Origin of the sequence: Micromonospora sp. C28SCA-DRY-2 (genome assembly GCF_030519475.1) — a bacterium.
Classification (GTDB): domain Bacteria; phylum Actinomycetota; class Actinomycetes; order Mycobacteriales; family Micromonosporaceae; genus Micromonospora.
This window is the reverse complement of the sequence record NZ_JAUMKD010000010.1, coordinates 51214-73743: the sequence shown is the minus strand read 5'-3', so window position 1 is coordinate 73743 and position 22530 is coordinate 51214. Positions and strand designations below refer to the sequence as shown.

The 22530-nt window shown below is 73.9% G+C and carries 26 protein-coding genes; 15 read left to right on the top strand and 11 right to left on the bottom strand.

The annotated features are described in order from the left end of the window. The first annotated feature begins 221 nt into the window (after positions 1 to 221). The 3 genes from Q3W71_RS28995 (at position 222) to Q3W71_RS28985 (ending at position 2348) form a co-directional block, all read left to right on the top strand. Positions 222 to 1178, top strand: coding sequence for a HAMP domain-containing sensor histidine kinase (locus tag Q3W71_RS28995; protein ID WP_302922645.1), 957 nt, complete (start codon positions 222 to 224; stop codon positions 1176 to 1178). Then, positions 1175 to 1822 carry a response regulator transcription factor gene (locus tag Q3W71_RS28990; protein ID WP_302922644.1) on the top strand — a complete coding sequence of 216 codons (648 nt, stop codon included), beginning with the start codon at positions 1175 to 1177 and terminating at the stop codon, positions 1820 to 1822. Before Q3W71_RS28995 ends, Q3W71_RS28990 begins: the two co-directional genes overlap by 4 nt. 67 nt (positions 1823 to 1889) lie before the next feature. After that, on the top strand, positions 1890 to 2348 hold the full coding sequence (locus tag Q3W71_RS28985; protein ID WP_302922643.1) for a hypothetical protein: 459 nt from the start codon (positions 1890 to 1892) through the stop codon (positions 2346 to 2348). A 19-nt stretch (positions 2349 to 2367) separates the two neighbouring features. Here Q3W71_RS28985 and Q3W71_RS28980 read toward each other — a convergent pair whose 3' ends face one another. The 4 genes from Q3W71_RS28980 to Q3W71_RS28965 all read right to left on the bottom strand — a co-directional run bounded on the left by Q3W71_RS28980 (position 2368) and on the right by Q3W71_RS28965 (position 6318). After that, entirely contained in the window at positions 2368 to 3084 is a 717-nt protein-coding gene (locus Q3W71_RS28980; protein ID WP_302922642.1) for a thymidine kinase, read from the bottom strand. Between the two features lie 48 nt (positions 3085 to 3132). Further along, positions 3133 to 4527 carry an MFS transporter gene (locus Q3W71_RS28975; protein WP_109904943.1) on the bottom strand — a complete coding sequence of 465 codons (1395 nt, stop codon included), beginning with the start codon at positions 4525 to 4527 and terminating at the stop codon, positions 3133 to 3135. A 17-nt stretch (positions 4528 to 4544) separates the two neighbouring features. Then, complete coding sequence (locus Q3W71_RS28970; protein ID WP_302922803.1) at positions 4545 to 5312, bottom strand: glycerophosphodiester phosphodiesterase; 768 nt, start codon at positions 5310 to 5312, stop codon at positions 4545 to 4547. A gap of 229 nt (positions 5313 to 5541) precedes the next feature. Beyond that, positions 5542 to 6318 carry a 1-acyl-sn-glycerol-3-phosphate acyltransferase gene (locus tag Q3W71_RS28965; RefSeq protein WP_302922641.1) on the bottom strand — a complete coding sequence of 259 codons (777 nt, stop codon included), beginning with the start codon at positions 6316 to 6318 and terminating at the stop codon, positions 5542 to 5544. A 210-nt stretch (positions 6319 to 6528) separates the two neighbouring features. Between Q3W71_RS28965 and Q3W71_RS28960 the strand changes: the two genes are divergently transcribed. The 3 genes from Q3W71_RS28960 (at position 6529) to Q3W71_RS28950 (ending at position 10061) form a co-directional block, all read left to right on the top strand. Then, entirely contained in the window at positions 6529 to 7944 is a 1416-nt protein-coding gene (locus Q3W71_RS28960) for a cytochrome ubiquinol oxidase subunit I (protein WP_302922802.1), read from the top strand. A gap of 15 nt (positions 7945 to 7959) precedes the next feature. After that, positions 7960 to 8958: a cytochrome d ubiquinol oxidase subunit II gene (gene cydB / locus Q3W71_RS28955; RefSeq protein ID WP_302922640.1), complete on the top strand. Its 999-nt coding sequence runs from the start codon at positions 7960 to 7962 to the stop codon at positions 8956 to 8958. Between the two features lie 65 nt (positions 8959 to 9023). Then, positions 9024 to 10061: a nitronate monooxygenase family protein gene (locus Q3W71_RS28950; RefSeq protein ID WP_302922639.1), complete on the top strand. Its 1038-nt coding sequence runs from the start codon at positions 9024 to 9026 to the stop codon at positions 10059 to 10061. 107 nt (positions 10062 to 10168) lie between these two features. Here the strand turns inward: Q3W71_RS28950 and Q3W71_RS28945 are convergent, their stop codons facing one another. Then, positions 10169 to 10627, bottom strand: a complete 459-nt coding sequence (locus Q3W71_RS28945) for a hypothetical protein (protein WP_302922638.1) — start codon at positions 10625 to 10627, stop codon at positions 10169 to 10171. 93 nt (positions 10628 to 10720) lie between these two features. Between Q3W71_RS28945 and Q3W71_RS28940 the strand changes: the two genes are divergently transcribed. After that, entirely contained in the window at positions 10721 to 11179 is a 459-nt protein-coding gene (locus Q3W71_RS28940) for a MarR family winged helix-turn-helix transcriptional regulator (protein ID WP_302922637.1), read from the top strand. Positions 11180 to 11236: 57 nt separating this feature from the next. On the opposite strand, the gene Q3W71_RS28935 is transcribed toward Q3W71_RS28940, so the two are convergent. The 3 genes from Q3W71_RS28935 to Q3W71_RS28925 form a co-directional block, all read right to left on the bottom strand. Beyond that, positions 11237 to 11929 carry a hypothetical protein gene (locus tag Q3W71_RS28935; RefSeq protein WP_302922636.1) on the bottom strand — a complete coding sequence of 231 codons (693 nt, stop codon included), beginning with the start codon at positions 11927 to 11929 and terminating at the stop codon, positions 11237 to 11239. A gap of 73 nt (positions 11930 to 12002) precedes the next feature. Beyond that, complete coding sequence (locus Q3W71_RS28930; protein ID WP_302922801.1) at positions 12003 to 12455, bottom strand: peroxiredoxin; 453 nt, start codon at positions 12453 to 12455, stop codon at positions 12003 to 12005. Between the two features lie 43 nt (positions 12456 to 12498). Then, a complete protein-coding gene (locus tag Q3W71_RS28925) occupies positions 12499 to 13332 on the bottom strand; it encodes a patatin-like phospholipase family protein (RefSeq protein ID WP_302922635.1) in 834 nt (277 codons plus the stop codon). A gap of 76 nt (positions 13333 to 13408) precedes the next feature. Between Q3W71_RS28925 and Q3W71_RS28920 the strand changes: the two genes are divergently transcribed. The 4 genes from Q3W71_RS28920 to Q3W71_RS28905 all read left to right on the top strand — a co-directional run bounded on the left by Q3W71_RS28920 (position 13409) and on the right by Q3W71_RS28905 (position 16936). Beyond that, a complete protein-coding gene (locus Q3W71_RS28920; RefSeq protein WP_302922634.1) occupies positions 13409 to 14137 on the top strand; it encodes an SDR family oxidoreductase in 729 nt (242 codons plus the stop codon). Positions 14138 to 14149: 12 nt separating this feature from the next. After that, on the top strand, positions 14150 to 14887 hold the full coding sequence (locus Q3W71_RS28915; RefSeq protein ID WP_302922633.1) for a trans-aconitate 2-methyltransferase: 738 nt from the start codon (positions 14150 to 14152) through the stop codon (positions 14885 to 14887). A gap of 25 nt (positions 14888 to 14912) precedes the next feature. Continuing rightward, on the top strand, positions 14913 to 15161 hold the full coding sequence (locus Q3W71_RS28910) for a hypothetical protein (RefSeq protein WP_302922632.1): 249 nt from the start codon (positions 14913 to 14915) through the stop codon (positions 15159 to 15161). A gap of 179 nt (positions 15162 to 15340) precedes the next feature. Further along, positions 15341 to 16936 (top strand): beta-N-acetylhexosaminidase, encoded by a 1596-nt coding sequence (locus tag Q3W71_RS28905; protein ID WP_302922631.1) that lies wholly within the window; start codon positions 15341 to 15343, stop codon positions 16934 to 16936. A gap of 52 nt (positions 16937 to 16988) precedes the next feature. Here the strand turns inward: Q3W71_RS28905 and Q3W71_RS28900 are convergent, their stop codons facing one another. Continuing rightward, positions 16989 to 17444 carry an Lrp/AsnC family transcriptional regulator gene (locus tag Q3W71_RS28900; protein ID WP_302922630.1) on the bottom strand — a complete coding sequence of 152 codons (456 nt, stop codon included), beginning with the start codon at positions 17442 to 17444 and terminating at the stop codon, positions 16989 to 16991. 93 nt (positions 17445 to 17537) lie between these two features. Here Q3W71_RS28900 and Q3W71_RS28895 point away from each other — a divergent pair, with 93 nt between their 5' ends. From Q3W71_RS28895 to Q3W71_RS28880, 4 genes are all read left to right on the top strand, one after another. After that, positions 17538 to 18389, top strand: coding sequence for an LLM class flavin-dependent oxidoreductase (locus Q3W71_RS28895; protein WP_302922629.1), 852 nt, complete (start codon positions 17538 to 17540; stop codon positions 18387 to 18389). Next, a complete protein-coding gene (locus Q3W71_RS28890) occupies positions 18386 to 18835 on the top strand; it encodes a nucleoside deaminase (protein ID WP_302922628.1) in 450 nt (149 codons plus the stop codon). Before Q3W71_RS28895 ends, Q3W71_RS28890 begins: the two co-directional genes overlap by 4 nt. A gap of 108 nt (positions 18836 to 18943) precedes the next feature. Next, positions 18944 to 20083, top strand: coding sequence for a sensor histidine kinase (locus Q3W71_RS28885; RefSeq protein WP_302922627.1), 1140 nt, complete (start codon positions 18944 to 18946; stop codon positions 20081 to 20083). Next, positions 20080 to 20742: a response regulator transcription factor gene (locus Q3W71_RS28880; RefSeq protein WP_302922626.1), complete on the top strand. Its 663-nt coding sequence runs from the start codon at positions 20080 to 20082 to the stop codon at positions 20740 to 20742. Before Q3W71_RS28885 ends, Q3W71_RS28880 begins: the two co-directional genes overlap by 4 nt. Positions 20743 to 20829: 87 nt before the next feature. Here the strand turns inward: Q3W71_RS28880 and Q3W71_RS28875 are convergent, their stop codons facing one another. Continuing rightward, on the bottom strand, positions 20830 to 21246 hold the full coding sequence (locus Q3W71_RS28875; protein ID WP_302922625.1) for a DUF6223 family protein: 417 nt from the start codon (positions 21244 to 21246) through the stop codon (positions 20830 to 20832). 428 nt (positions 21247 to 21674) lie between these two features. Then, entirely contained in the window at positions 21675 to 22214 is a 540-nt protein-coding gene (locus tag Q3W71_RS28870; RefSeq protein WP_302922624.1) for a DUF1062 domain-containing protein, read from the bottom strand. Positions 22215 to 22530 lie beyond the last annotated feature (316 nt).

The window sequence follows — 22530 nt, the reverse complement described above, 5'->3', positions numbered from 1 at the left end:
GGCGTGGCATGCTGGCCCTGACCCCGGCCGCGCGGCGCGGCCGTGGCGCCACCGGCGGTGCGGCGCCTCCTCGGGCGGGGTGTGGGTGGGCCACGGCGGGCAAATGGGTGTCGCCACGCATGGACACCGGCCGCCGGCGCCGGACAGGCTGGCCCTCCGGTCCCGGACCGACCTGCGGTCCGGCCGGCCACGGCGGCGGGTCGGGGAAAGGGGGCGTACCGGTGTCGCTGTTCTGGCGGATCTTCCTGCTCAACGCCGCCGTGCTGGTCACCGCCACGCTGCTGCTGCTCGGCCCGGTCACGGTCTCCACCCCGGTGCTGCTCACCGAGGCGGTCGTGCTGACCGTGGGGCTGGTGGCGATGCTGGTCGCCAACGCCGCGCTGCTGCGGGTGGGCCTGGCGCCGCTGCGCCGACTGGCCCGCGCCATGACCACCATCGACCTGCTGCAACCCGAGCCGCGCCTGGCGCCCGTCGGCCCCGGCGGCACCGCCGAGCTGATCCACGCCTTCAACGCCATGATCGACCGGTTGGAGGCGGAGCGGGCCGCCAGCGCCGCCGCCGCGCTCTCCGCCCAGGAGGCCGAGCGGCGCCGGGTCGCCCAGGAACTGCACGACGAGGTCGGTCAGACGCTGACCGCGGTGCTGCTGGAACTCAAGCAGGTGGCCCGGCACGCCCCCGAGCCGCTGCGCGGGCAGCTGACCCAGGTGCAGGAGACCACCCGCGACAGCCTCGACGAGATCCGCCGGATCGCCCGCCGGCTGCGCCCGGGGGTGCTGGAGGAGCTGGGCCTGGTCAGCGCGCTCAAGGCGCTGGTCACCGAGATCACCGGGCACACCGACCTGGCCGTGGGGCTGCACCTCGCCGCCGACCTGCCCGCCCTCGGCGGCGACGCGGAGCTGGTGCTCTACCGGGTGGCCCAGGAGGCGCTGACCAACACCGTCCGGCACGGCAAGGCCACGACGGTCGAGCTGACGCTGGAGCACCGTCCGGGCACGGTCCGGCTGCGGGTCCGCGACGACGGGCGGGGCATCGGCGCCGCGCCCGAGGGCGCCGGCATCCGGGGCATGCGCGAGCGGGCCCTGCTGATCGGCGCCCAGCTGAGCGTGGGCCCGGCGCCGGGCGGCGGCACCGAGGTGCGGTTGACAGTCCCGGTGGCCGAGCGGGGTGGTGGATCGTGACCACCCGGATCCTGCTCGCCGACGACCACGCCCTGGTCCGCCGCGGCGTGCGGCTGATACTCGACAGCGAGCCCGACCTGACAGTGGTGGCGGAGGCCGGTGACGGGGCGGAGGCGCTGAGCCTGGCCGCCACCGAGCGCCCCGACCTGGTCATCCTGGACATCGCCATGCCCCGGATGACCGGGTTGCAGGCCGCCCGGGAACTGGCCCGCCAGCAACCGGACCTGCGCATCCTCATCCTGACCATGTACGACAACGAGCAGTACTTCTTCGAGGCGCTGAAGGCCGGCGCGAACGGCTACGTGCTCAAGTCCGTCGCCGACCGGGACCTGGTGGAGGCGTGCCGGGCCGCCATGCGCGACGAGCCGTTCCTCTACCCGGGCGCGGTCAACGCGCTGATCCGCAACTTCCTGGAGCGCAGCGCGCAGGGCGGCGACCCGCCGGCCCGGGCCATCACCGAGCGCGAGGAGGAGATCCTCAAGCTGGTCGCCGAGGGCCACTCCTCGAAGGAGATCGCCCGGCTGCTGTTCATCAGCGTCAAGACGGTGGAACGGCACCGGGCGAACCTGCTGCAGAAGCTCGGCCTGCGCGACCGGCTGGAGCTGACCCGCTACGCCATCCGGGCCGGCCTGATCGAACCGTGAGTCCCGGCGGCGCCGCCGGGCGGCTTTCCCGGGCACGGGCGGCGATGATTCTCTACCGTCGACAGATATGGGCGGTGAGCAGCGGTGGAGCCGGCCGGCCCGGCGGCGCCGCCCGCTGCGCGCCGGCCTGGTCTTCGCCGGCATGGGCGTGGCGCTGTGCTGCGTCGGGGTGGCCGGGCTGGGCGCCTGGAACGTGCAGGTGGTGACCCGGGCCAGCGGGCCGGTACGGGAGACCGCCGACGAGTTCCTGCGGCAGGTGACCGCCGGGGACACCGACGGGGCGTACGAGCGGTTGTGCGCCGACGCGCGCACCCGGTGGAGCGAGATCGGCTTCACCAGCTGGGTGCGTACGCCGCCGGTGGTCAGCGACTACGAGATCGTCGACGTGTCGGTGGCCACCCGGCGGGGGCGCCCGCACGGCACGGTGTCGGTGAAGCTGACCCGCGACAGCGGCGCCACCGAGGAGCGCACCCTGTCCGTGGTGAACGAGGACGGCGGTTGGCGGGTCTGCGGCGACCCGTACTGACCCGGGCCGGGCAGGATGGTCAGCTGCTGCGTGGGCCGAGGTCGCCGGCGCGGTAGTGCCGCCGGCAGAGCACCTGGTAGCGGACCTCGGCGGTGTCCACGGTGTCGCCGATGACGACCTGCGCGCCCTCGCGGACCACCCGCCCGCCGACCACCCGGGCGTTGAGCAGCCCCTCCCGGCCGCACCAGCAGAGCACCTCGACCTGGATGCGGGCCACCTCGTCGGCCAGTTCGAACAGCCGCTGCGCGGCGGGGAACAGGCAGGAGCGGAAGTCGGTGGCGAGGCCGAAGGCGTACACGTCGACGTCGTAGCTGTCGACGAGTTCGGCCATCTGCTCGACGTGCTCGACGCTGTAGAAGCTGGCCTCGTCGCAGATCAGGTAGTCCACCCGCACCCCCTCGGCCCAGGTGTCGCGGACCAGCGCGCGCAGGTCGAGGTCGTCGGTGACCTCGACGGCCTCGTGGGTCAGGCCGATGCGGGTGGTGACCCGCGGGCCCAGCGACCGGTCGATGCGGGTGGTGACCAGGCCGCGGCGGCCCTGCCGGGAGTGGTTGTAGTTCATCTGCAGGGCCATCGTGGACTTGCCGCAGTCCATCGGCCCCCAGAAGAACTTCAACGCCGCCGCGTGCAGCGGCCGCCCGTCCACCCCGCGCGCCGCCGCGCAGCCCGCGGGCGTGTCGTGCGGGCCGGGCAGCGGGCGGGCCAGGCAGGTCAGGGCGGCGGCGTCGTCGGTCACGGTCGGGCAGCCTAACCGATCGACCCGGCCGGATCCGCCGGGTGCCGGTCAGAGCACCCGGGGCGGGGTGTTCCCGGCGGCGACGATGGCCCGGCGGATCGGCACGGCCAGCAGCAGCAGGAACCCGACCACGAAGAAGATCAGCAGGGAGACCAGGCCCACCCGGTAGGAGGAGGTGAGCTGGAAGACCAGGCCGAACGCGAGCGGGCCGAGCCAGCTGGTGCCCTTGTCGCTGATCTCGTAGAAGCCGTAGTACTCGCCCTCCTTGCCGGCGGGGATGAGCTGGCTGAACAGCGACCGGCTCAGCGCCTGGCTGCCGCCGAGCACCAGGCCGATGGCGGCGCCGAGGACCATGAACGGCAGCGGCGCCTCGGCCGGCAGCCGGAACGCGGCGACGATCACCCCGGTCCACAGCACGAGGCTCAGCAGCACGGTCTTCCAGGCGCCGATGCGTCGGGCCAGGGCGCCGAGGCTGAGCGCGCCGCCGAAGGCGAGGAACTGCACCAGCAGGATGGTGGTGATCAGCGTGCTCTGCCCCAGCCGCAGCTCCTCGGTGCCGTACTGGCTGGCCAGGGTGATGACGGTCTGGATGCCGTCGTTGTAGACCAGGAAGGCGAGCAGGAAGAACAGCGTCAGCGGGTACGCCTTGATCTCGCGCAGGGTGCGGCCGAGCTGGCGGAAGCCGTCGGTGAACACGTTGCCGCCGGCGCCGGCCAGCGCCGCGGCGGTGGGCCGCTCGCGCAGCCAGCGCAGCGGCACCAGGGTGAACAGCGCCCACCACACGCCGGCCGACACGATGGACCAGCGGGCCAGGTCCAGCGTGCGCTGCGGGTTGCCGTCCTCGCTGAGCAGGGTGACCGCGACCAGGTTGCCGGCCAGCAGCAGCCCGCCGCCGAGGTAGCCCAGCGCCCAGCCCCGGCTGGAGATGCCGTCGCGTTCGTCGGGTCCGCCGAGCTGCGGCAGGAACGAGTTGTAGACCACGATCGCGGCACCGAAGCTGATGTTGGCGATCAGGAACAGCGCCCCGCCGAGCAGGTAGCGGTCGCCGGTGACGAAGGCCATCGCCACCGTCGCCCCGGCGCCGGTGAACGCGGCGCCGCCGAGCAGCCGCTTCTTGTGCAGGGACCGGTCGGCGATCGCCCCCATCACCGGGAGCACGAAGACGGTGAGGAACACCGACAGCGAGATCAGGTACGGGTAGTACGAGCCGGCCGCGACCTTGATGCCCAACGGGTAGACGAAGCCGTCGCAGCTGTCCGCGCCGAGTTCGCAGCCGGCCGCCAACTCGGTGACGGTGGTCAGGAACGGGCCGAGGAACACCGTGATGACGGTGGTCTGGAAGGCGGAGTTGGCCCAGTCGTAGACGTACCAGCCGGTGCGTTCGCGGCGGGTGCTGGCCGGGGCGGGGGCGTCGCCCACGGTGGGGGTGGCGGTCTCGGCCATCGGGTCCTCGTCGGGGGTCAGGCGGCCCAGTGGCCGCGGCTGCGGTAGACGTCGCGCAGCACGCCGACGTGATCGGTCATGATGCCATCCACCCCAAGATCAAGTAACTCGTGCATCTCGGTGGGTTCGTCGATCGTCCAGACGTGCACCTGCAGGCCGAGGCGGTGGCAGTAGGCCAGGAACCGGCGGTCGACCACACGGATGCGCCCGTAGCGCACCGGCACCTGCGCGGCGACCACCGACGGCGGCAGCCGCAGCGACCGCCCGTGCAGCGAGGCCATCCGCAGCCGGGCCACCCCGCGCATGCCGAGACCGGTGGCGACCCGGCCCCCGGTGAGCGCCCGCATCCGGGCCAGCCGGGCGTCGCTGAACGAGGCGAGCAGCACCCGGTCACCCGCGCCGGCCCGCGCCACCGTGGCCACGGTCGGGTCGACACCGCCGTCGGCCTTGACGTCGATGTTGAACCGCACCTGCGGCCAGGCGTCGAGCACCTCGTCGAGGCGGGGCACCACGGCGGCGCCGCCGACCCGTACCGAGGCGAGGTCGGCCCAGCGCAGCGCGGCGATGCGCCCCCGCTCGCCGGTGACCCGTTCCAGGGTCGGGTCGTGGAAGATCACCGCCACGCCGTCCGCGGTGGCGTGCACGTCGGTCTCCACGTACCGGTAGCCGAGGCCGATCGCGCGGGCGAACGCCTCGGTGGTGTTCTCGTCGCCCTCGGCGGCCCCGCCGCGGTGGGCGAACGCCAGCGGCGCGGGCGCGTCCAGGTAGGGGTGGGCGGTCAGCACGCAGCGCAGTATGCCGGCACCGGGTGGCGCGCGGGTGACCGGGCGGCGGCGGGTCCGCGCCGCCACGCCACGCACCGTCGGACCGGGGTGAGGCCAGGTCCGGCGTGCGGCATCGGCGGACCGGCGGCAGCAACCGGGCGATGCCCGGTGAGCGCGGCGTGCGCGCCGGCGCCACCCACGGCGGTCGGGCCGGCGGGACCGCGCCACCCGTGCCGGCCCACCCGGCCGCTCAGGCCGGTGGGCGGCGGCGGTGGGAGCGGCTGGTGTCGGCCGGGCGGCCGGGGTCGACGTAGCGGGGACGGTCGGGCTCGTCCGGGCGCAGCGGGGCCAGCTCGTCGGTGAGCGCGTCGATGATCCGGTCGGTGGCCCGCCGGGCCGCCCCGGGGACGCCGTGGGCGAGGTCGGTCAGCTCGACCGGCCGGCCGAAGTGCACCCGGATCACCGGGCGGCGCAGCACCGACCGGGCGAGCCCGCGCAGCAACCCCTTCGGGGCGCGGTAGGGCACCACCTCGTGCGCTCCCCACTGGGCGACCGGAATCACCGGTGCGCCGCAGGCCAGGGCCAGCCGGGCGGTGCCGGTCTTGCCGCGTTCGGGCCACATGCCGGGATCCAGGCCGATCCGTCCCTCGGGGTAGACCAGGATCACCGACCCGCCGGCGACCGCCGCCGCCGCGTCGTCCAGGGCCTGGTGCACGGCGCTGGTGCCCCGCTCGACGCGGATGTGCCCGGCGCGGCGCATCGCCGCCCCGACGACGGGCGCGCGGAACAGCCCGCCGGTGGCCATGATCCGGGGGGCGACGCCGGCCGCCCGGCAGGCGGCGGCCATCACCACCGGGTCGAACGGGCTGATGTGGTTGGCGGCCAGGATCAGCGGCCCGCGCCGCAGCTGCGGCGGGACGCCGCCGGTGACCTCCAGCCGGGCCAGCAGGGCGACGACGACGCGGGCGAGCAGCTGGGCGGCGCGCCAGATCAGCGGCGGCTGCCAGGGGGAGTGGGCGGTTTCCATCAGCGCGCAATGGTCGCACGGTCGGGCCCGGGCCCGGGGGTCAGGGCGGGGCACGGTCCGCCGGGACGGGGGCGTGGGCGGGGGCCGCCCGGCCGGGGTGATCAAGGTCATTGGTCCCGGTCCGGTTCGGGACCCCCGACCCTGCCGATCCGTCTACGACCGGCAGTAGTATTTACTACGTCTCGTAGTATGACAGCCTGGGGGTTGCAGGTGGACGCGTTGGACGTCGCCCGCTGGCAGTTCGGTGTCACCACCGTCTACCACTTTCTCTTCGTACCGCTGACCATCGGCCTGTCCGTGCTGGTCGCCATCCTGCAGACGCTGTGGCACCGCACGGGCAACGAGAAGTACCTGAAGCTCACCAAGTTCTACGGCAAGCTCTTCCTGATCAACTTCGCGATGGGCGTGGTCACCGGCATCGTGCAGGAGTTCCAGTTCGGCATGAACTGGAGCGACTACTCGCGCTTCGTCGGCGACATCTTCGGCGCCCCCCTCGCGATCGAGGCGCTGGTCGCCTTCTTCCTGGAGTCGACCTTCATCGGCCTGTGGATCTTCGGCTGGGACCGGCTGCCCAAGCGACTGCACCTGGCCGCCATCTGGGCCGCCGCGATCGGCACCAACCTGTCCGCCTACTTCATCCTGGCGGCCAACTCGTTCATGCAGAACCCGGTGGGCTACCGGATCAACCCGGAGACCGGCCGCGCCGAACTCACCGACTTCCTCGCGGTGCTGACCAACAAGGTCGCCCTGGTCACCTTCCCGCACACCATCGCCGGGGCGTTCCTGGTCGCCGGCTCGCTGCTGGTCGCCGTCGCGCTGTGGCACCTGATCCGCAACCGCGACTCGGCCGACACCCCGGCCTACCGGTTCGCCGCCACGTTCGGCTCCTGGGTCACCCTGGTCGCCACCGCCGGCGTGGTCGTCACCGGCGACATCCAGGGCAAGATCATGACCGAGGTGCAGCCGATGAAGATGGCCGCAGCCGAGGGCCTCTACACCACCGAGAGCCCCGCCTCGTTCTCCGTGCTCACCGTCGGCAGCCTCGACGGCAGCCGGGAGCTGTTCGCCATCAAGATCCCGTACCTGCTGTCCTGGCTGGGCACCGGCGACCCCAACGGCACCGTGCACGGCATCAACGACCTGCAGGCCCAGTACGCCGCCCAGTACGGCGCCGGCAGCTACACCCCGATCATCCCGGTCACCTACTGGAGCTTCCGCTTCATGATCGCCTTCGGGCTGGCCGCCGCCGCGATCGCGCTGCTGGTGCTCTGGAGCCAGCGCAAGGGCCGCACCCCGACCAGCAGGTGGCTGCTGCGCGCCGGCCTGGTCATGCCGCTGCTGCCCCTGGTGGCCAACTCGTTCGGCTGGATCTTCACCGAGATGGGCCGCCAGCCGTGGATCGTCTTCGGCGAGATGCTCACCCGTGACGGCGTCTCCCGCAGCGTCTCGCTGACCGAGGTGCTCACCTCGTTCACCGCGTTCACCCTGATCTACGCCACCCTCGCGGTGATCGAGGTGAAGCTGCTGCTGCGCTACGCCAAGGCCGGCGTGCCCGACGTCAGCCCGGCGACCGAGATCGACGACAGCCACGACGACGCCGAGCGCCCGCTCGCCTTCGCCTACTGACCACCGGAGACCACCGTGGAACTCACCACCATCTGGTTCCTGCTCGTCGCCGTCCTGTTCACCGGCTACTTCATCCTGGAGGGCTTCGACTTCGGCGTCGGCATGCTGCTGCCCGTGCTCGGCCGCGACGACCGGGAACGCCGCGTGCTGATCAACACCATCGGGCCGGTGTGGGACGGCAACGAGGTGTGGCTGATCACCGCCGGCGGCGCGATGTTCGCCGCCTTCCCCGAGTGGTACGCCACCCTCTTCTCCGGCTTCTACCTGCCGCTGCTGCTGATCCTGCTGGCGCTGATCGCCCGCGGCGTCGCCTTCGAGTACCGGCACAAGCGGCCCGAGCCGTCCTGGAAGCGGCGCTGGGACGCGGCCATCTTCTTCGGCTCGCTGGTGCCGGCCGTGCTGTGGGGGGTGGCCTTCGCCAACATCCTGCGCGGCGTGCCGCTGGACGCCGAGCACGAGTACGTCGGCGGCCTGCTCGACCTGCTCAACCCGTACGCCCTGCTCGGCGGGGCGACCACGGCGGCGCTGTTCCTCACCCACGGCGCGGTCTTCATCGCGCTGAAGACCGTCGGTGAGGTGCGCGAGCGGGCCGGCGCCCTCGCGGTGCGCCTGGGCGTCGGCGCCGCGGTGCTGGCGGTGGCGTTCCTGACCTGGACGCTGGGCATCCGCTCCAGCACGGCCGCCGTCGTGCTCGCCGTCGCCGCGGCGCTGGCCCTGCTCGGTGGTCTCGCCGCCGCCCGGGTACGCCGGGAGGGCTGGGCGTTCACCGGCACCGCGGTGGCGATCGGCCTGGCGGTGGCGACGCTGTTCGCGGCACTGTTCCCGAACGTGCTGCCGTCCACCCTGGACGCGGCCGGGACGCTGACCGCCAGCAACGCCGCCTCCACCCCGTACACCCTGAAGATCATGACCTGGGTGGCGGTGGTGTTCACCCCGATCGTGCTGGCCTACCAGGGCTGGACGTACTGGGTGTTCCGCAAGCGGATCGGCGTGGCGCACATCCCGCAGCACTGACCCACCCCCGGCCGGCCCGCCCGCTCCCCGGGGCGGGCCGGCCGGCGCCCGGCTAGGGTGAGCCGGTGACCGGCGCACCCTGGCGCGACCTGTTCGGCTGCGCGACCCCGCTGCTCGGCGCCCCGATGGCCGGTGGCGCCACCACCGGCGCCCTGGTGCGGGCGGTCGCCGCGGCCGGTGGCTTCGGTTTCCTCGCCGCCGGCTACCGCACCGCCGAGGCGGTCGCCGCCGACCTGGCCGACCTGCGCGCCACCGGCACGCCGTGCGGGGTGAACCTGTTCGTGCCCGGCCCCCGCGAGATCGACGAGGCCACCTTCCGCGCCTACGCCCGCCGGATCGCCGCCGAGGGCGAGCCGTACGGGCTCGACCTGGCCGCCGCGGCCCCGGTGCACGACGACGACCACTGGGCCGACAAGATCGACCTGCTGCTGGCCGACCCGGTGCCGGTGGTCAGCTTCACCTTCGGGCTGCCCGATCCGGCGGCGGTGGCCGCGCTGCGCCGGGCCGGCTCCCGGGTGCTGGTCACGGTGACCTCGGCCGACGAGGCGCGCGCCGCCGGCGACCTCGGCGTCGACGGCCTCGTCGCCCAGGGCACCGAGGCCGGCGGGCACAGCGGCACCCACACGCCGCGCCGCCCCGCCCCGCCGCTGTCCACCGGTCCGCTGGTACGCGCCGCGGTCGCGGCGACCGGCCTGCCCGTGGTGGCCACCGGCGGGGTGGCCGGCCCGGACGACGTGCGTGACCTGCTCGCCGCCGGCGCGGCCGCGGTGGCGGTCGGCACGCTGCTGCTGCGTACCGACGAGAGCGGCGCCAGCCGCACCCACCGCGACGCGCTGGCCGACCCGGCCCGCACCGGCACCGTCGTGACCCGCGCCTTCACCGGCCGGCCGGCGCGCGGGCTGCGCAACGCCTTCATCGACCGGTACGAGCCGGACGCGCCGCTGGGCTACCCGGAGCTGCACCACCTGACCCGAGGGATGCGGGCGGCGGCGGCCGCGGCCGGGCACCCGGACCGGGTGCACCTGTGGGCCGGCACCGGCTACCGGCACGCCACCACCGGCCCGGCCGCCGCCGTGGTGGAGCGGCTGACCGCGACGCTCTGACCCGGCGGCGCGCCGGCCGGGCCCCGGGGCGGGCCGAGCGCGGCCGTGGTGCGGCCCGCACGCCGCCGCGAGCGGCGGCCCTGCGCCGCGGGGGTGACCGGCCCGGGTCACGCCGCCGTGGGCGCGTCGTTCCCGGTCGCCGCCAGTTCGGCGTCGGCCCGCTGCTTGAGCAGGGTGAGCACGCGCCCGGCCACGGCCAGGTCGGCGGCCGGGATGTCCGCGTACAGCCGGGCGGCGATGACGGCGACCACGTCCGCGACGCGGCGCTGCACCTCGCGGCCGGCGTCGGTGAGCGCCAGTGCGGCCCCGCCGTCGGGCAGCGCCCGCAGCAGCCCGCCGGCGACGAGGTCGTCCACCGCGGTCAGCACCACCGACCGGTCGACCTTCAGCGCGCCGGTCAACCGCTCGACGAGGTGCGCAGGGACGACGGTCCCGCCCTCGGCGGCGACGGCGTTGAGGGCGAGGGACTGGTGGAAGGTGAGGCCGAACCCGACCAGCTCGCGTTCGAGCACGGCCCGGGTCGCGTAGTGGGCCTGGCCGATGACCTGGCCGTTGACGGTGGTCATGACGATCCTCCTGATGTTGGCAGAGCCAATGTTGGCGCGGCCAACGATAGCGGGATTCGTGGGTCCTGCCAACAACCGGGTTAGGCTCTGCCCATGGACCACATCGGCGAGTCGGAAACCCCCACCCGGCTGCGTACCACCCCCAGCTGGCTGCTCACCCAGACCGCCGCCCACGCCGGCCGGCTGGTCAGCGAGGGATTCGGCGGCATCGGGGCGCGCGGCTACCACTACCGGATCCTGGCCGCGCTCGACGAGTTCGGCCCGGCCAGCCAGGCCGACCTGGGCCGGCGCGGCGGCATCGACCGCAGCGACGTCGTCGCCACCGTGAACGAACTCGTCGCGAAAGACCTCGTGGTCCGCGCGCCCGACCCGGCCGACCGGCGCCGCAACGTCATCACCATCACCCCCGCCGGGCAGCGCGAGCTGCACCGCATGGGGGAGACCCTGGCCGCCGTCCAGGACGCCCTGCTGGCCCCGCTCACCGCCACCGAACGCGGCCAGCTCACCCGCCTGCTCGGCAAGCTGCTCACCCACCACCGGCAACGCCACTGACCGGCGAAACGCCGGTGGGGCGGACGGCCACCGCCACCCGCCCCGCCACCGGTCGGCTCAGTGCGCCTCGCGCAGCTCCGCCAGCCGGGCCTCGATCTCCGCCAGCTCGGCGCGCAGCCGCTCGGCCTGCTGCTCGGCCTCGGCCCGTTCGGCGGCCAGGATCTGCTCCACCGCCTCGTGCACCCCCGGCACGTCCACCAGCGCCACCATCCGCAGCGCCTCCGCCGGCTTCACCACGTACGGCTTCGCGAGGGCCTTGCTGCCCTGCTGCGCCGCCACCGTCCACTCGCCGTCGGCGTAGGCCAGGGTGACCGTCAACCCGGCCGGTCCCTTCGGCTTGGCCGCCTTGGCCGCCCGGCGCGCCGGCTTGGCCGCCTCCACCGTCTGCACGCTCGACTCCTCCCGCCGCGCCGGTCGCGGCGCCGGCACCCGGTCCAACACGAACTCCGGCTCCGCCGGCGTGACCGGCGGCTCCGGCTCGGGCTGCGGCTCCGCCGCCGCCTTGCGCCCGGCGCCCCGGGGCGCCACCGCCACGTCCGCGGGGGAGAACGGCAACTCGTCGCGGCCGAACCGCACCACCACGAACTCCTCCGACACCGCCGGGTCGGTCAGCTCCACCACCTGGCCGACCTGCCCGGCGATCTGCCCCGCCGCGGCGGTGAACACCACCTTCGGCTTACGGCCGGCCGCCAGCGCCTCCCGGAAGCTGCGCACATCGTCGTCGGACAACCCCTGGCCAGCGGCACCCATCAGCAACCTCTTCCGTACACCTGTTTGATGCCTGCCTTGATACCAGCCGGCTGCGACAGCGCCGCGCCGGGGATCACCCACCCAGCGCCCGCAACGCCCGGTCCGCGTGCCCGGTCATGCTCAGCTCACTGTGGACCACCTCGAACAGCCGGCGGTCGGTGCCGATCACGAACGTGACCCGCCGGGTGCTCAACGGGCCCAGCGGCAGCCGCCGCCGCACCCCGAACCGCTCGGCCACCGCGCCGTCGGCATCCGACAGCAGCGGGTAGTCGAACCCGTGCAGCCGGGCGAACTCCGCCTGCTTCGCCACCGGGTCACGGCTGATCCCCACCCGCTGCGCGCCGAGCGCCGCGAACTGCGCCGCCAGGTCCCGGAAGTGGCAACTCTCGGCGGTGCAGCCACGGGTCATCGCCGCCGGGTAGAAGAACAACACGACCGGGCCGGCCGCCAGGAACTGCGACAACCGCCGCTGCGTGCCCGTCTGGTCCGGCAGCGCGAAGTCCTCCACCACGTCCCCGACACCCAGCACCGCGCACCTCCACCCTCGACACCGACGCGGCGCGTAGAGGTCAACCCCACACCGCGGCCACCTGGTCACGCACCGCCGCCGCCTGCGCCCGCCCGGCCCGGGCCGCCGCCGCCCGCCGCGCCGGGTCCAGCACGTTGCGCCCGATGGCCGCCCGCGCCGCCGCGTCCGGCGACACCACCGCCACCCGCGCCCCCGCCGCCCGCAACGCCGCCACCTGCGCCGACAACCGGGGCATCGGCCCGAACGCGGCAGCGGTCGGCGCCAGCACCACGACCCGGTCCGCGCCCCGGGCCAGGTCCGCGTTCGCCGCCGAGCGCATCCCGCCGTCGATGAACCGCCGCCCACCGATGGTCACCGGCGGCCACACCCCCGGCACGGCGCAACTGGCCCCCACCGCGTCCACCAGCGACACCCCGCTGTCGGCGTCGAAGACCACGAACTCACCCGACGCCGCGTCCACCGCGGTCACCAGCAACCGCCGCGCCGGCCAGTCCCGCTGCGGCAGCCGCGCCTCGATCACCGCCCGCCGCGACGCCTCCGACGGGGTACGCGCGGCCACCGCCATCGCCCCGATCCGGGCCCGCGACCGCACCGCGTCCCGGGTACGCCCGCCCGCCCACACCAGCCGCGCCACCGCCGCGAACCCGAACCGCGCCGCCGCCTCACCGCCCGGCGGCGCCAACTGCGCCTGGTACAACTGCTCGACCGGGCGGCCCGAGCACACCTGCGCGCCCACCACCGACCCCGCCGAGGTGCCCACCACCAGGTCCGCCCCGGCCAGCGCGACACCGCTGTCGGCCAGCCCGGCGAGGATCCCCAGCTCCCAGGCCACCCCGGTCACCCCACCGCCGCCCAGCACCAACGCCCGTGTCATGTGATGTTCCCCTCCCCGCCGGCCCGTGCCGGTCACGGTAGCGTCGGCGCAGCGGCAACGGCAGGGGAGAGGTGCGTTGGATCCGGTCACCGTCATCACCGGCGGCAGTCGCGGCATCGGTGCCGCCACCGCCCGCCGGCTCGCCCGCGCCGGGCACCACGTCGCGCTGTCCTACCGCCGCGACCGCGCCGCCGCCGCCGCCGTCCTGGCCGACCTGCACGCCGCCGGCGTACGGGCCGTCGCGGTGCCCGCCGACACCCGCGACCCCGACCAGGTCACCGCGCTGTTCGACGCCGCCGCCGAACTCGGCGAGCTCACCGGCCTGGTCAACAACGCCGGCGTGACCAGCCCGATCGGGCCGTTCACCGACCTCGACCCGGCCGACCTGCGCGAGGTCGTCGACGTCAACCTCATCGGCTACGTCCTCTGCGCCCAGCAGGCCGCCCGCCGGATGGGCGGCGGCGCCGCCATCGTCAACATCTCCTCCGCCGCGGCCACCCTCGGCAGCCCCGGCGAGTACGTCCACTACGCCGCCGTGAAGGCCGCCACCGACACCCTCACCACCGGCCTGGCCAAGGAACTCGCCCCCCGCGGCATCCGGGTCAACGGCGTCGCCCCCGGCATCATCCGCACCGACATCCACGCCCTGTCCGGCATGCCCGACCGCCCCGACCGGGTCGCCGGGCGGATCCCGCTGGGCCGCGCCGGTGAACCCGACGAGGTCGCCGCCGCGGTGGCCTGGCTGCTCAGCCCGGAGGCCTCCTACACCACCGGCGCGGTGCTGCGGGTCGCCGGCGGCCTCTGACATCATCGGCCCATGACCGGAGTCTTCGGTGACGTCGCCGACCTGTACGACGACGCCCGTCCGGGATACCCGGCCACCATCGCCGAGGCCATCCGCGCCTACCACGGCGGCGCCCCGACCCGGGTGGTCGAGCTCGGCGCCGGCACCGGCAAGGCCACCGAGGTGCTGCTGCGCCTCGACGCCCCGATCACCTGCGTCGAACCCGACCCGCGGATGGCCGCCGTGCTGGCCACCCGCTACCCGCAGGTCACCGTGGTCGGTCAAACCTTCGAACAGTGGCAGCCGCCCGCCGGGGGCGTACCGTTGATCGCCTGCGCGCTGGCCTGGCACTGGCTCGACCCGGCCACCCGCAACCAGCGCGCCCACGCCGCGCTCACCTCCGGCGGCACCCTGGCCGTCTTCGGTCACAAGTACGGCTACGCCGACCCGGCACAGGGCGCCGCCGTCGACGCCGCGCTGCGCGCCATCGACCCCACCGTCCAGGAACGACCCGCCGGCTGGTTCGCCCACGACATCACCGACAGCGGCCTGTTCACCGATATCCGGGTCGACACCGTGCACCGCGACATCCCGCTGCGCACCGACGGCTACCTGCGCCTGCTGCAGACCTTCGGCCCGTACCGGCAGCACCCCGCCGAGCAGCAGGCCCGCGCGCTGACCGCGCTACGGTCCGTGGTGGACGGCTTCGGCGGCACCGTGGTGCTGCGCCTGTGCACCACCCTGGTCCTCGCCCGCCGGCCACACCGGTAGCCGAGGGGTCGGTGAGGATCGCGGCATGCCCCTGCTCGTCCCGCCGCCGCTGGTGCCCGGCACGATGGCGCGACTGCCGCAACCCGAGATCGATGCCGACGGCGTACGACTGCGACCCTGGCGGCGCAGCGACCGGGCCGCCGTGGTCGCCGGCTACGCCGACCCGGTGATCCGCCGCTGGCACTGCCGGTCGATGACCGACGACGAGGCCCGCGCCTGGATCGACGGCTGGCACGACATGCACCTGCACGCCCGCCTGCGCGACGACCCCTGACCACGGGCCGACCCTCCGCGCGCGCTGCCGCCGCCGAATCCGATCGAGGCGGTGCGGGCCCTCGGGGAGCCGCCGAACGGAACCACAACGATAAGGAAGGTTTACAGTTCGGGTGTGACCCGGGTAGCGTCCAGGGCTGATCGACAACCACCGATCACGACGAGCGCCTGGAGGTATCCGTGCGTCGCCGCCACACCCTCACCCGCCTACTGGCCACCGCCGCCCTCGCCCTGCCGATCGCCCTGCCCGCCGCGCCGGCCGTCGCCGCACCGCCCACCCCGACCCGGCAGCTGAGCGACGTCATCCCCGCACCCGTCGAGACCCGCCCCGACGCCCGCGGCACCTTCACCCTCGGCCCGCTGACGGTCATCCGCACCGCACCCGGCTCCGCCGACGCCTGGCGGGTCGGGCGCCAACTCGCCGACACCCTGCGCCCCGCCACCGGCTACCCGCTGCCCGTGCTGCCCGTCCGCGCCACCCCGCTGCCCGAGATCGCCCTGCTCCTCGGCGGCGCGGAAGCCGGCGTCGGCCAGGAGGGATACCAGCTCGACGTCACCCGCCGCGGCGTCACCATCCGCGCGAACACCGCCGCCGGACTCTTCGCCGGCACCCAGACCCTGCGCCAACTGCTGCCCGCCGAGATCGAGGCGGACCACCGGCAGCGCACCACCTGGACCGTCCCCGGCGGCCGGATCGTCGACCACCCGCGCTTCGCCTACCGCGGCGCCATGCTCGACCTGGCCCGGCACTTCCACACCGTCGACGAGATCACCGCCTACATCGACCTGCTCAGCCAGTACAAAATCAACTACCTGCACCTGCACCTGACCGACGACCAGGGCTGGCGCATCCAGATCGACTCCTGGCCGAAGCTCACCACCGTCGGCGGCGGCCCCGGCACCGGCGTCGACGGCGTCGGACCCGGCTACCTCACCAAGGCCGACTACAAGGCCGTCGTCGCCTACGCCGCCGCGCGGCACATCACCATCGTCCCCGAGATCGACATGCCCGGGCACACCAACGCCGCCCAGTCCACCTACGCCGAACTCAACTGCGACGGCGTCGCCCCGCCGCCGCGCACCGACATCGCGGTCGGCTACAGCTCCCTGTGCATCCACGACGAACTGACCTACCGCTTCGTCGAGGACGTCATCCGCGAGGTCGCCGCCATCACCCCCGGCCCCTTCCTGCACATCGGCGGCGACGAGGCCCACGCCACCACCGACGAGGACTACCGCACCTTCATGCAGCGGGTACTGCCCCTGGTCGCCAAGTACGGCAAACGCGCCTCCGGCTGGAACGAGATCACCCAGGTCGACCCGCCGACCGACGTCGTCGCACAGTTCTGGGGGACCGGCACCACCAACGCCGACCTCGCCGAGGCCGCCGCCCGCGGCAACAAGGTCGTCATGTCCCCGGCGAACAAGGCCTACCTCGACATGAAGTACGACCGCACCACCCGCCTCGGACTGTCCTGGGCCGCCTACATCGAGGTACGCGACGCGTACGACTGGGACCCGGCGCAACGGGTGACCGGCGTGGGGGAGCAGGCCGTCCTCGGCGTCGAGGCCCCACTCTGGTCCGAGACCCTGCGCACCCTCGACGACATCGAGTACATGGCCTTCCCACGGCTACCCGCCATCGCCGAACTCGGCTGGTCCACCGCCGCCAGCCACGACTGGGAATCGTTCCGCACCCGGCTCGGCGCCCAGGCACCCCGCTGGCGCCTGCAACAGGTCGACTTCTACCCGTCCCCGCAGGTGCCGTGGCGCTGACCCACCGACCCCGCGGGTCCGGACCGCACCCGGCCCGGACCCGCGGGCACCATCACGACCCCGGCCGGCCCACCGGACCACGGTAGGGCAGCGTCTGGCTGTAGACGATGTTGGTGGTCGTGCTGCCGAACCGGGCCAGCTCGTTGACCAACTCCTCCAGGTGCACCATCGACGTGGCGGCCACCTTGAGCGAATAGCAGTCCTCGCCGGTGGTACGCAGGCACTCCAGGATCTCCACGCGCTCCCCGAGCAGCCGGTGCAGCGGCTCGTGCCGGCTGCCGGGATACTTCAGACGCACCACGGCGAGCACCGGATAGCCGACCTTCACCAGGTCGACGTCGGCCCGGTAACCGGCGATGACCCCTGCCGCCTCCAACCGCTTCACCCGTTCGGTCGTCGCCGAGGCACTCAGGTTCACCCGTCGCCCCAACTCGGTGAGCGGCACCCGCCCGTCCCGCTGCAGCTCCCTCAGGATCGCCCAGTCCGTCGCGTCGAGACTCTCGGCCATCCGGGAAAACTACCGGCAGATCCACTACAGAAACGCCCACCCCCCGGCCGAACTCTGTTCAACCAGCCCGGCACCGCCGAATAGCCTGAACCCGTGAAGATCGGCGTCAACGTCCCCAACTTCGGGCCCGGCACCAACCCCGACGTGCTGCGCCGCTGGGCGCAGACGGTGGAGGGCCTCGGCTTCGACCTGCTGATGGTCTCCGACCACATCGCCGTGACCGCCGACGTCGCCGAGCAGTACCCCGCACCCTTCTACGAACCCTTCACCACCCTCGCCTGGCTGGCCGCCGTCACCGACCGGGTCCGGCTCGGCACCACCGTCCTCGTCGCCCCGTACCGGCACCCGCTGCTCACCGCCCGCATGGCCGCCAACCTCCAGCAACTCAGCGGCGGCCGACTCGTCCTCGGCGTCGGCGTCGGCTGGGCCCGCCAGGAGTTCGCCGCCCTCGGCATCCCGTTCCAGCGCCGCGGCCGGCTCACCGACGACCACCTCTCGGCGATCCGCGACGCCTGGGCCGACGACACCGACTACCGCGGCGGGCCGATACCCATCTGGATCGGCGGCAACAGCGACGCGGGCCTGACCCGGGCCGTCCGCTTCGGCGCCGCCTGGCATCCACTGCGCATCACCCTGCCCTGGCTGCGCGAGGCGACGCGGCGACTGACGGCCGTAGCCGACCAGCAGCGGCGACCCGTCCCCACCCTGGCACCCCGCATCGCGCTACGACTGACCACGACACCGGTCACCGGCCCCCAACGCCTCGCCGGCGAGGGCACCATCGCACAGATCGTCGACGACCTCGACCAGCTGCGCCTCCTCGGCGCCGACACGGTCGTGCTCGACCCCTTCAACGGCGACCCGGACGAGACCCACCGGCCACGGACCGCCTGGCAGGCGCTCGCCACCGTGGCCGCCCACTGGGACCAGACCCACCACCGATGAACGGAGCAACAGTGCACCCCGACGACGACCGTCACCTCCGCAGAGCCATCGCCCTCGCCGACGCGGCACGGCAGGCGGGCAACCCGCCGTTCGGATCCCTGCTGGTGGGTCCGGACGGCACGGTGATCGCCGAAGACCGCAACACCTCCATCACCGACAACGACATCACCGCCCACCCCGAACTGAAGCTGGCCCGGTGGGCGGCCGCGAACCTGACCCCCGAGGTGGCGGCGGGCACCACCATGTACACCAGCTGCCAGCCCTGCGGCATGTGCACCGGCGCGCTCGAACGCTCCGGCCTCGGCCGCGTCGTGTTCGCCCTGGCCACCACCCAGCTCGACAGCCTCAAGTCACCCAGCTTCACCGCCGGCCCGCGGCCCGTACCCCAGCACGGCCCCGCACTGTTCGACGAGGCCCGCAAACCGGTCGAGGGCTACTACCGCTGACCCACCACCCGCGACGAGAACCGCGCGGCCCGCCGACCCGGGCCCGCCACCGCTGGCAACGACACCGCGGCCTTCTCCGCCCCGACCCGACGGTCTAGGCTTCGGCCCATGTCGAGCTGGCGATGGCACGGCCGGGCCACCACCACCGCCCTGCCGCTCGCCGTCGGCCTGGTCGCCCTCGTCGGCCTGCTCGCGCAGTCCCGCGGCATCGACACCACCGCCGACGCGCTCGCCCTGCTCGCCGTACTGGCCGGCACCGCCGCGCTGTACCCGCGCCGCCGCCACCCGGTGGCGGTGGGCGTCGTGGCCCTGGCCGCCGTCAGCGCGTACGGGGCGCTGCTGCACCGCCCCGGCCCGATCATGCTGGTCTTCGTCGTCGCCCTCTACACCGTCGTCGACGAAGGCCACCTCGCGGCCGCCATCGGCCTCGGCGTCGCCTCCGTGCTCGCCTTCGCCGCCGCCGACAGCTACGACAGCAGCACCGCCAACGGAGCCACCCTGCTGCACGCCGGATGGCTCGTCGCGGTCATCGTCGGCGTCACCCGCAACCGCCGCGCCTACCTCGCCGAGGCACAGGCCCGGGCGCTCGCCGCCGAACAACGCACGGCGGAGGAAGCCCGCCGCCGCGCCACCGAGGAACGGCTGCGCATCGCCCGCGACCTGCACGACGTGCTCGGCCACCACCTCTCACTGATCAACGTGCAGGCCAGCGCCGCCCTGCACCGGCCCGACCCGGCCCGCTCCGCGCAGGCCCTCACCGCCATCAAACAGGCCAGCAAGGAGACCCTGCGCGAGCTGCGCACCGCCCTGGGCATCCTGCGCCAGGACGGCGAGGCACCCACCCGACCCGCGCCCGGCCTGCACCGCCTCGACGAGCTGGTCACCACCGCCGGCCGTTCCGGCCTCGCCGTCCGCACCGAGCTGACCGAGCCCCGGCCGCTGCCGCCAGAGGTCGACCTGGCCGCGTACCGGATCCTGCAGGAGGCCCTCACCAACGTGACCCGGCACGCCGGCGCCACCACCGCCGTGATCCGCGTCCGCCCCGACCACGACGACCTGCTGGTCGAAGTCGACGACGACGGCACCGGCACACCCGGCCCGCCCGGCAACGGCATCCTCGGCATGAGCGAGCGAGCCCGCGCCCTCGGCGGCTCGCTCACCACCGGCCCCGGCCCGCACGGCGGCTTCCAGGTCCGCGCCCGCCTGCCGCTGCGCCCCGACCCGATACTCAGCGGAGCGAACCCGTGATCCAGGTGCTGCTCGCCGACGACCAGACCCTGGTCCGCGCCGGCTTCCGGTCCATCCTCGACGGCGAGGATGGCATCCAGGTGGTCGGCGAAGCCGCCGACGGCGCCGAAGCGGTGCGGCTCGCCCGCCAACTCCGCCCCGACGTCGTCCTCATGGACATCCGGATGCCCGGCCTCGACGGCCTGGCCGCCACCCGGGAGATCACCGCCAGCTCACCGGTGCGCGTCATCATCCTGACCACCTTCGACCTGGACGACTACGTCTACGGCGCGCTGCGCGCCGGCGCGAGCGGCTTCCTGGTCAAGGACACCGAACCGGCCGAACTGATCCACGGGGTGCGGGTGGTGGCCCGCGGCGACGCGCTGATCGCACCGGCGATCACCCGCCGGCTGATCGCCGAGTTCACCGCCCGGGCCACGCACCCCGACCCCGGCCCCCGGCTGAACGCGCTCACCGAGCGGGAACGCGAGGTGCTGACGCTGGTCGCCGCCGGCCTGTCCAACGACGAGATCGCCGCACGTCTCGTGCTCAGCCCGGCCACCGCCAAGACACACGTCAGCCGGATCATGACCAAGACCCAGGTCCGCGACCGGGCCCAACTGGTGATCCTCGCCTACGAGTCCGGCCTGACCGTCCCCGGCTGGCTCACCCGCTCCTGACCCGGCCGAACCACGCCAGCGCCGACCCGGCTGAACCCCGTCGACGGGCGCCGACCCGGCGCACGGGCCGGGTCGGCGCCCCTTCGGTCAGCCGGCGCGGCGGGAGCGGGCCAGCGCCAGCCCACCGAGGACGACCGCGACCAACCCGACCAGCAGGGCCAGGTAGGCTCCACCCCGCCCGTTGCCGGTGCCGATGCCACTGTCCGACGTAGCCACCACCAGCCCACCGAGGGCGATACCCAGCAGACCCGCCACCAGGCTCACGCGGGCGCCGAGCCGACCGGCGCCGAGCCGACCCGCCGGGCGGGCCAGCGCCAACCCGCCGACGATCGCGCCGGCCAGCCCCAGCACGGCGGCCACGCTTGCGCCCAGCCGCCCGGCACTCATGGTGTAGACATCGGCCGCGACCGGCTGGGTCGAGGCGTGCGCGGCCGCCGGCGCGGCGAACCCCACACCCCCGATCAGAGCGGCGGTGGCGGCGGTGAGCAGGTGACGGACGGACATCGGGGTGATCCCTTCGTTGCATGACCGGTACAGGCGGCAGCGTATGGATCAGCCGGGCCCGGAGTCGTCATGCCGGAGTTGCCGAAACGCCTACCACCCCGGTTGTACGCACCCCGCCCGGCACACCACCGGGGTTGTCTCCGGCGAGGGGCGGCATCGACCACCGTCGAAGCCCTTCGCGAAGCGCCTCCGCGGGGAAGACCCGGGACCGATGCAGGAGCATCGATCCCTGGCCGTATACGCAGCGTCACGAATCCCACCTCCGCGCCGCGCGCGAGGTGGTGCTCCTGGCAGTTCACCGCCACGCTGCTGGCCCGGGAACTGCCCTGGTGCACACCGCCCGCGGTGACGGGGGACAGGGGAGACCCGGTGGGCCGGGCGACAGGGGTGCGGCCGGGCGGGCACCTGGCCCGCCCGGCCGCTGCCGGTTAGTCGCCGGCCATCACGGTGAACGTGAATCCGGCGCTCGTCCGACGGCTCAGCGGAACGTCGCACTTGACCCGACGCCGTACGTCGTTCCTGCTGAGGCCGAGCCCGTGCGCGATGAGCCGCTCGGGGCGCACCGGCACCGGATCCTCGAAGACGACCTCCACCCGGACCGGCCACGCCTCGTCGCGCCACGCCGACGGGATGTCCAGCCGCCAGGCGTCCGTCCAGTCCAGCGTGAAGCGGTTGCGCCGGGCGAGCAGGGGATCCAGCAGCCTGGCGGCCACCAGGGCCGGATCGTTGACGTGGTAGCCGTGGAGCTCGGCCGGATCGAAGGAGGTGACCGGCGCCCGCTCACGCACGGTGAGCTTGCTCGTCCGATCGCAGGACACGCAGCGGACCAGCAGCCACACGTCCAGCAGGTTGCCGTTGGCGTTGACCCGGAACCTGCCGTCGCCGGTGGTGGCCGACCCGGACCGGCAGTCCACGCAGCGCAGCGACAGCAGCGGCAGCCTGGTCCGACGAACGACCCAGGGCAGCACGGTATGAGGTTGTGAAGACATGAACTCTCTAGACCTGATCTCTCGAGACCCGACACGAGGCCGATTACGCGCGGCCTCGAACGCTGCATGACCGGGCGCACGAGGGCAGCCCGGCGGAACCGACGGGAGCGTCGGCTACCGGTGAGCGGAAGAAGGTGTCAGGTCTAGAGAGCAGGCGGGGTCACGCGGTTATGTCCTCTGTCTTCACGGCGACGGGCCGTCGGCAACCTACGGGAGCGCGCGGGGAACGCTCAAACCGTTTTCTGACCGGAGCGCCGGCTAGGAGTGCGGATTGCTGGGAGTGACTTCGTGGGCC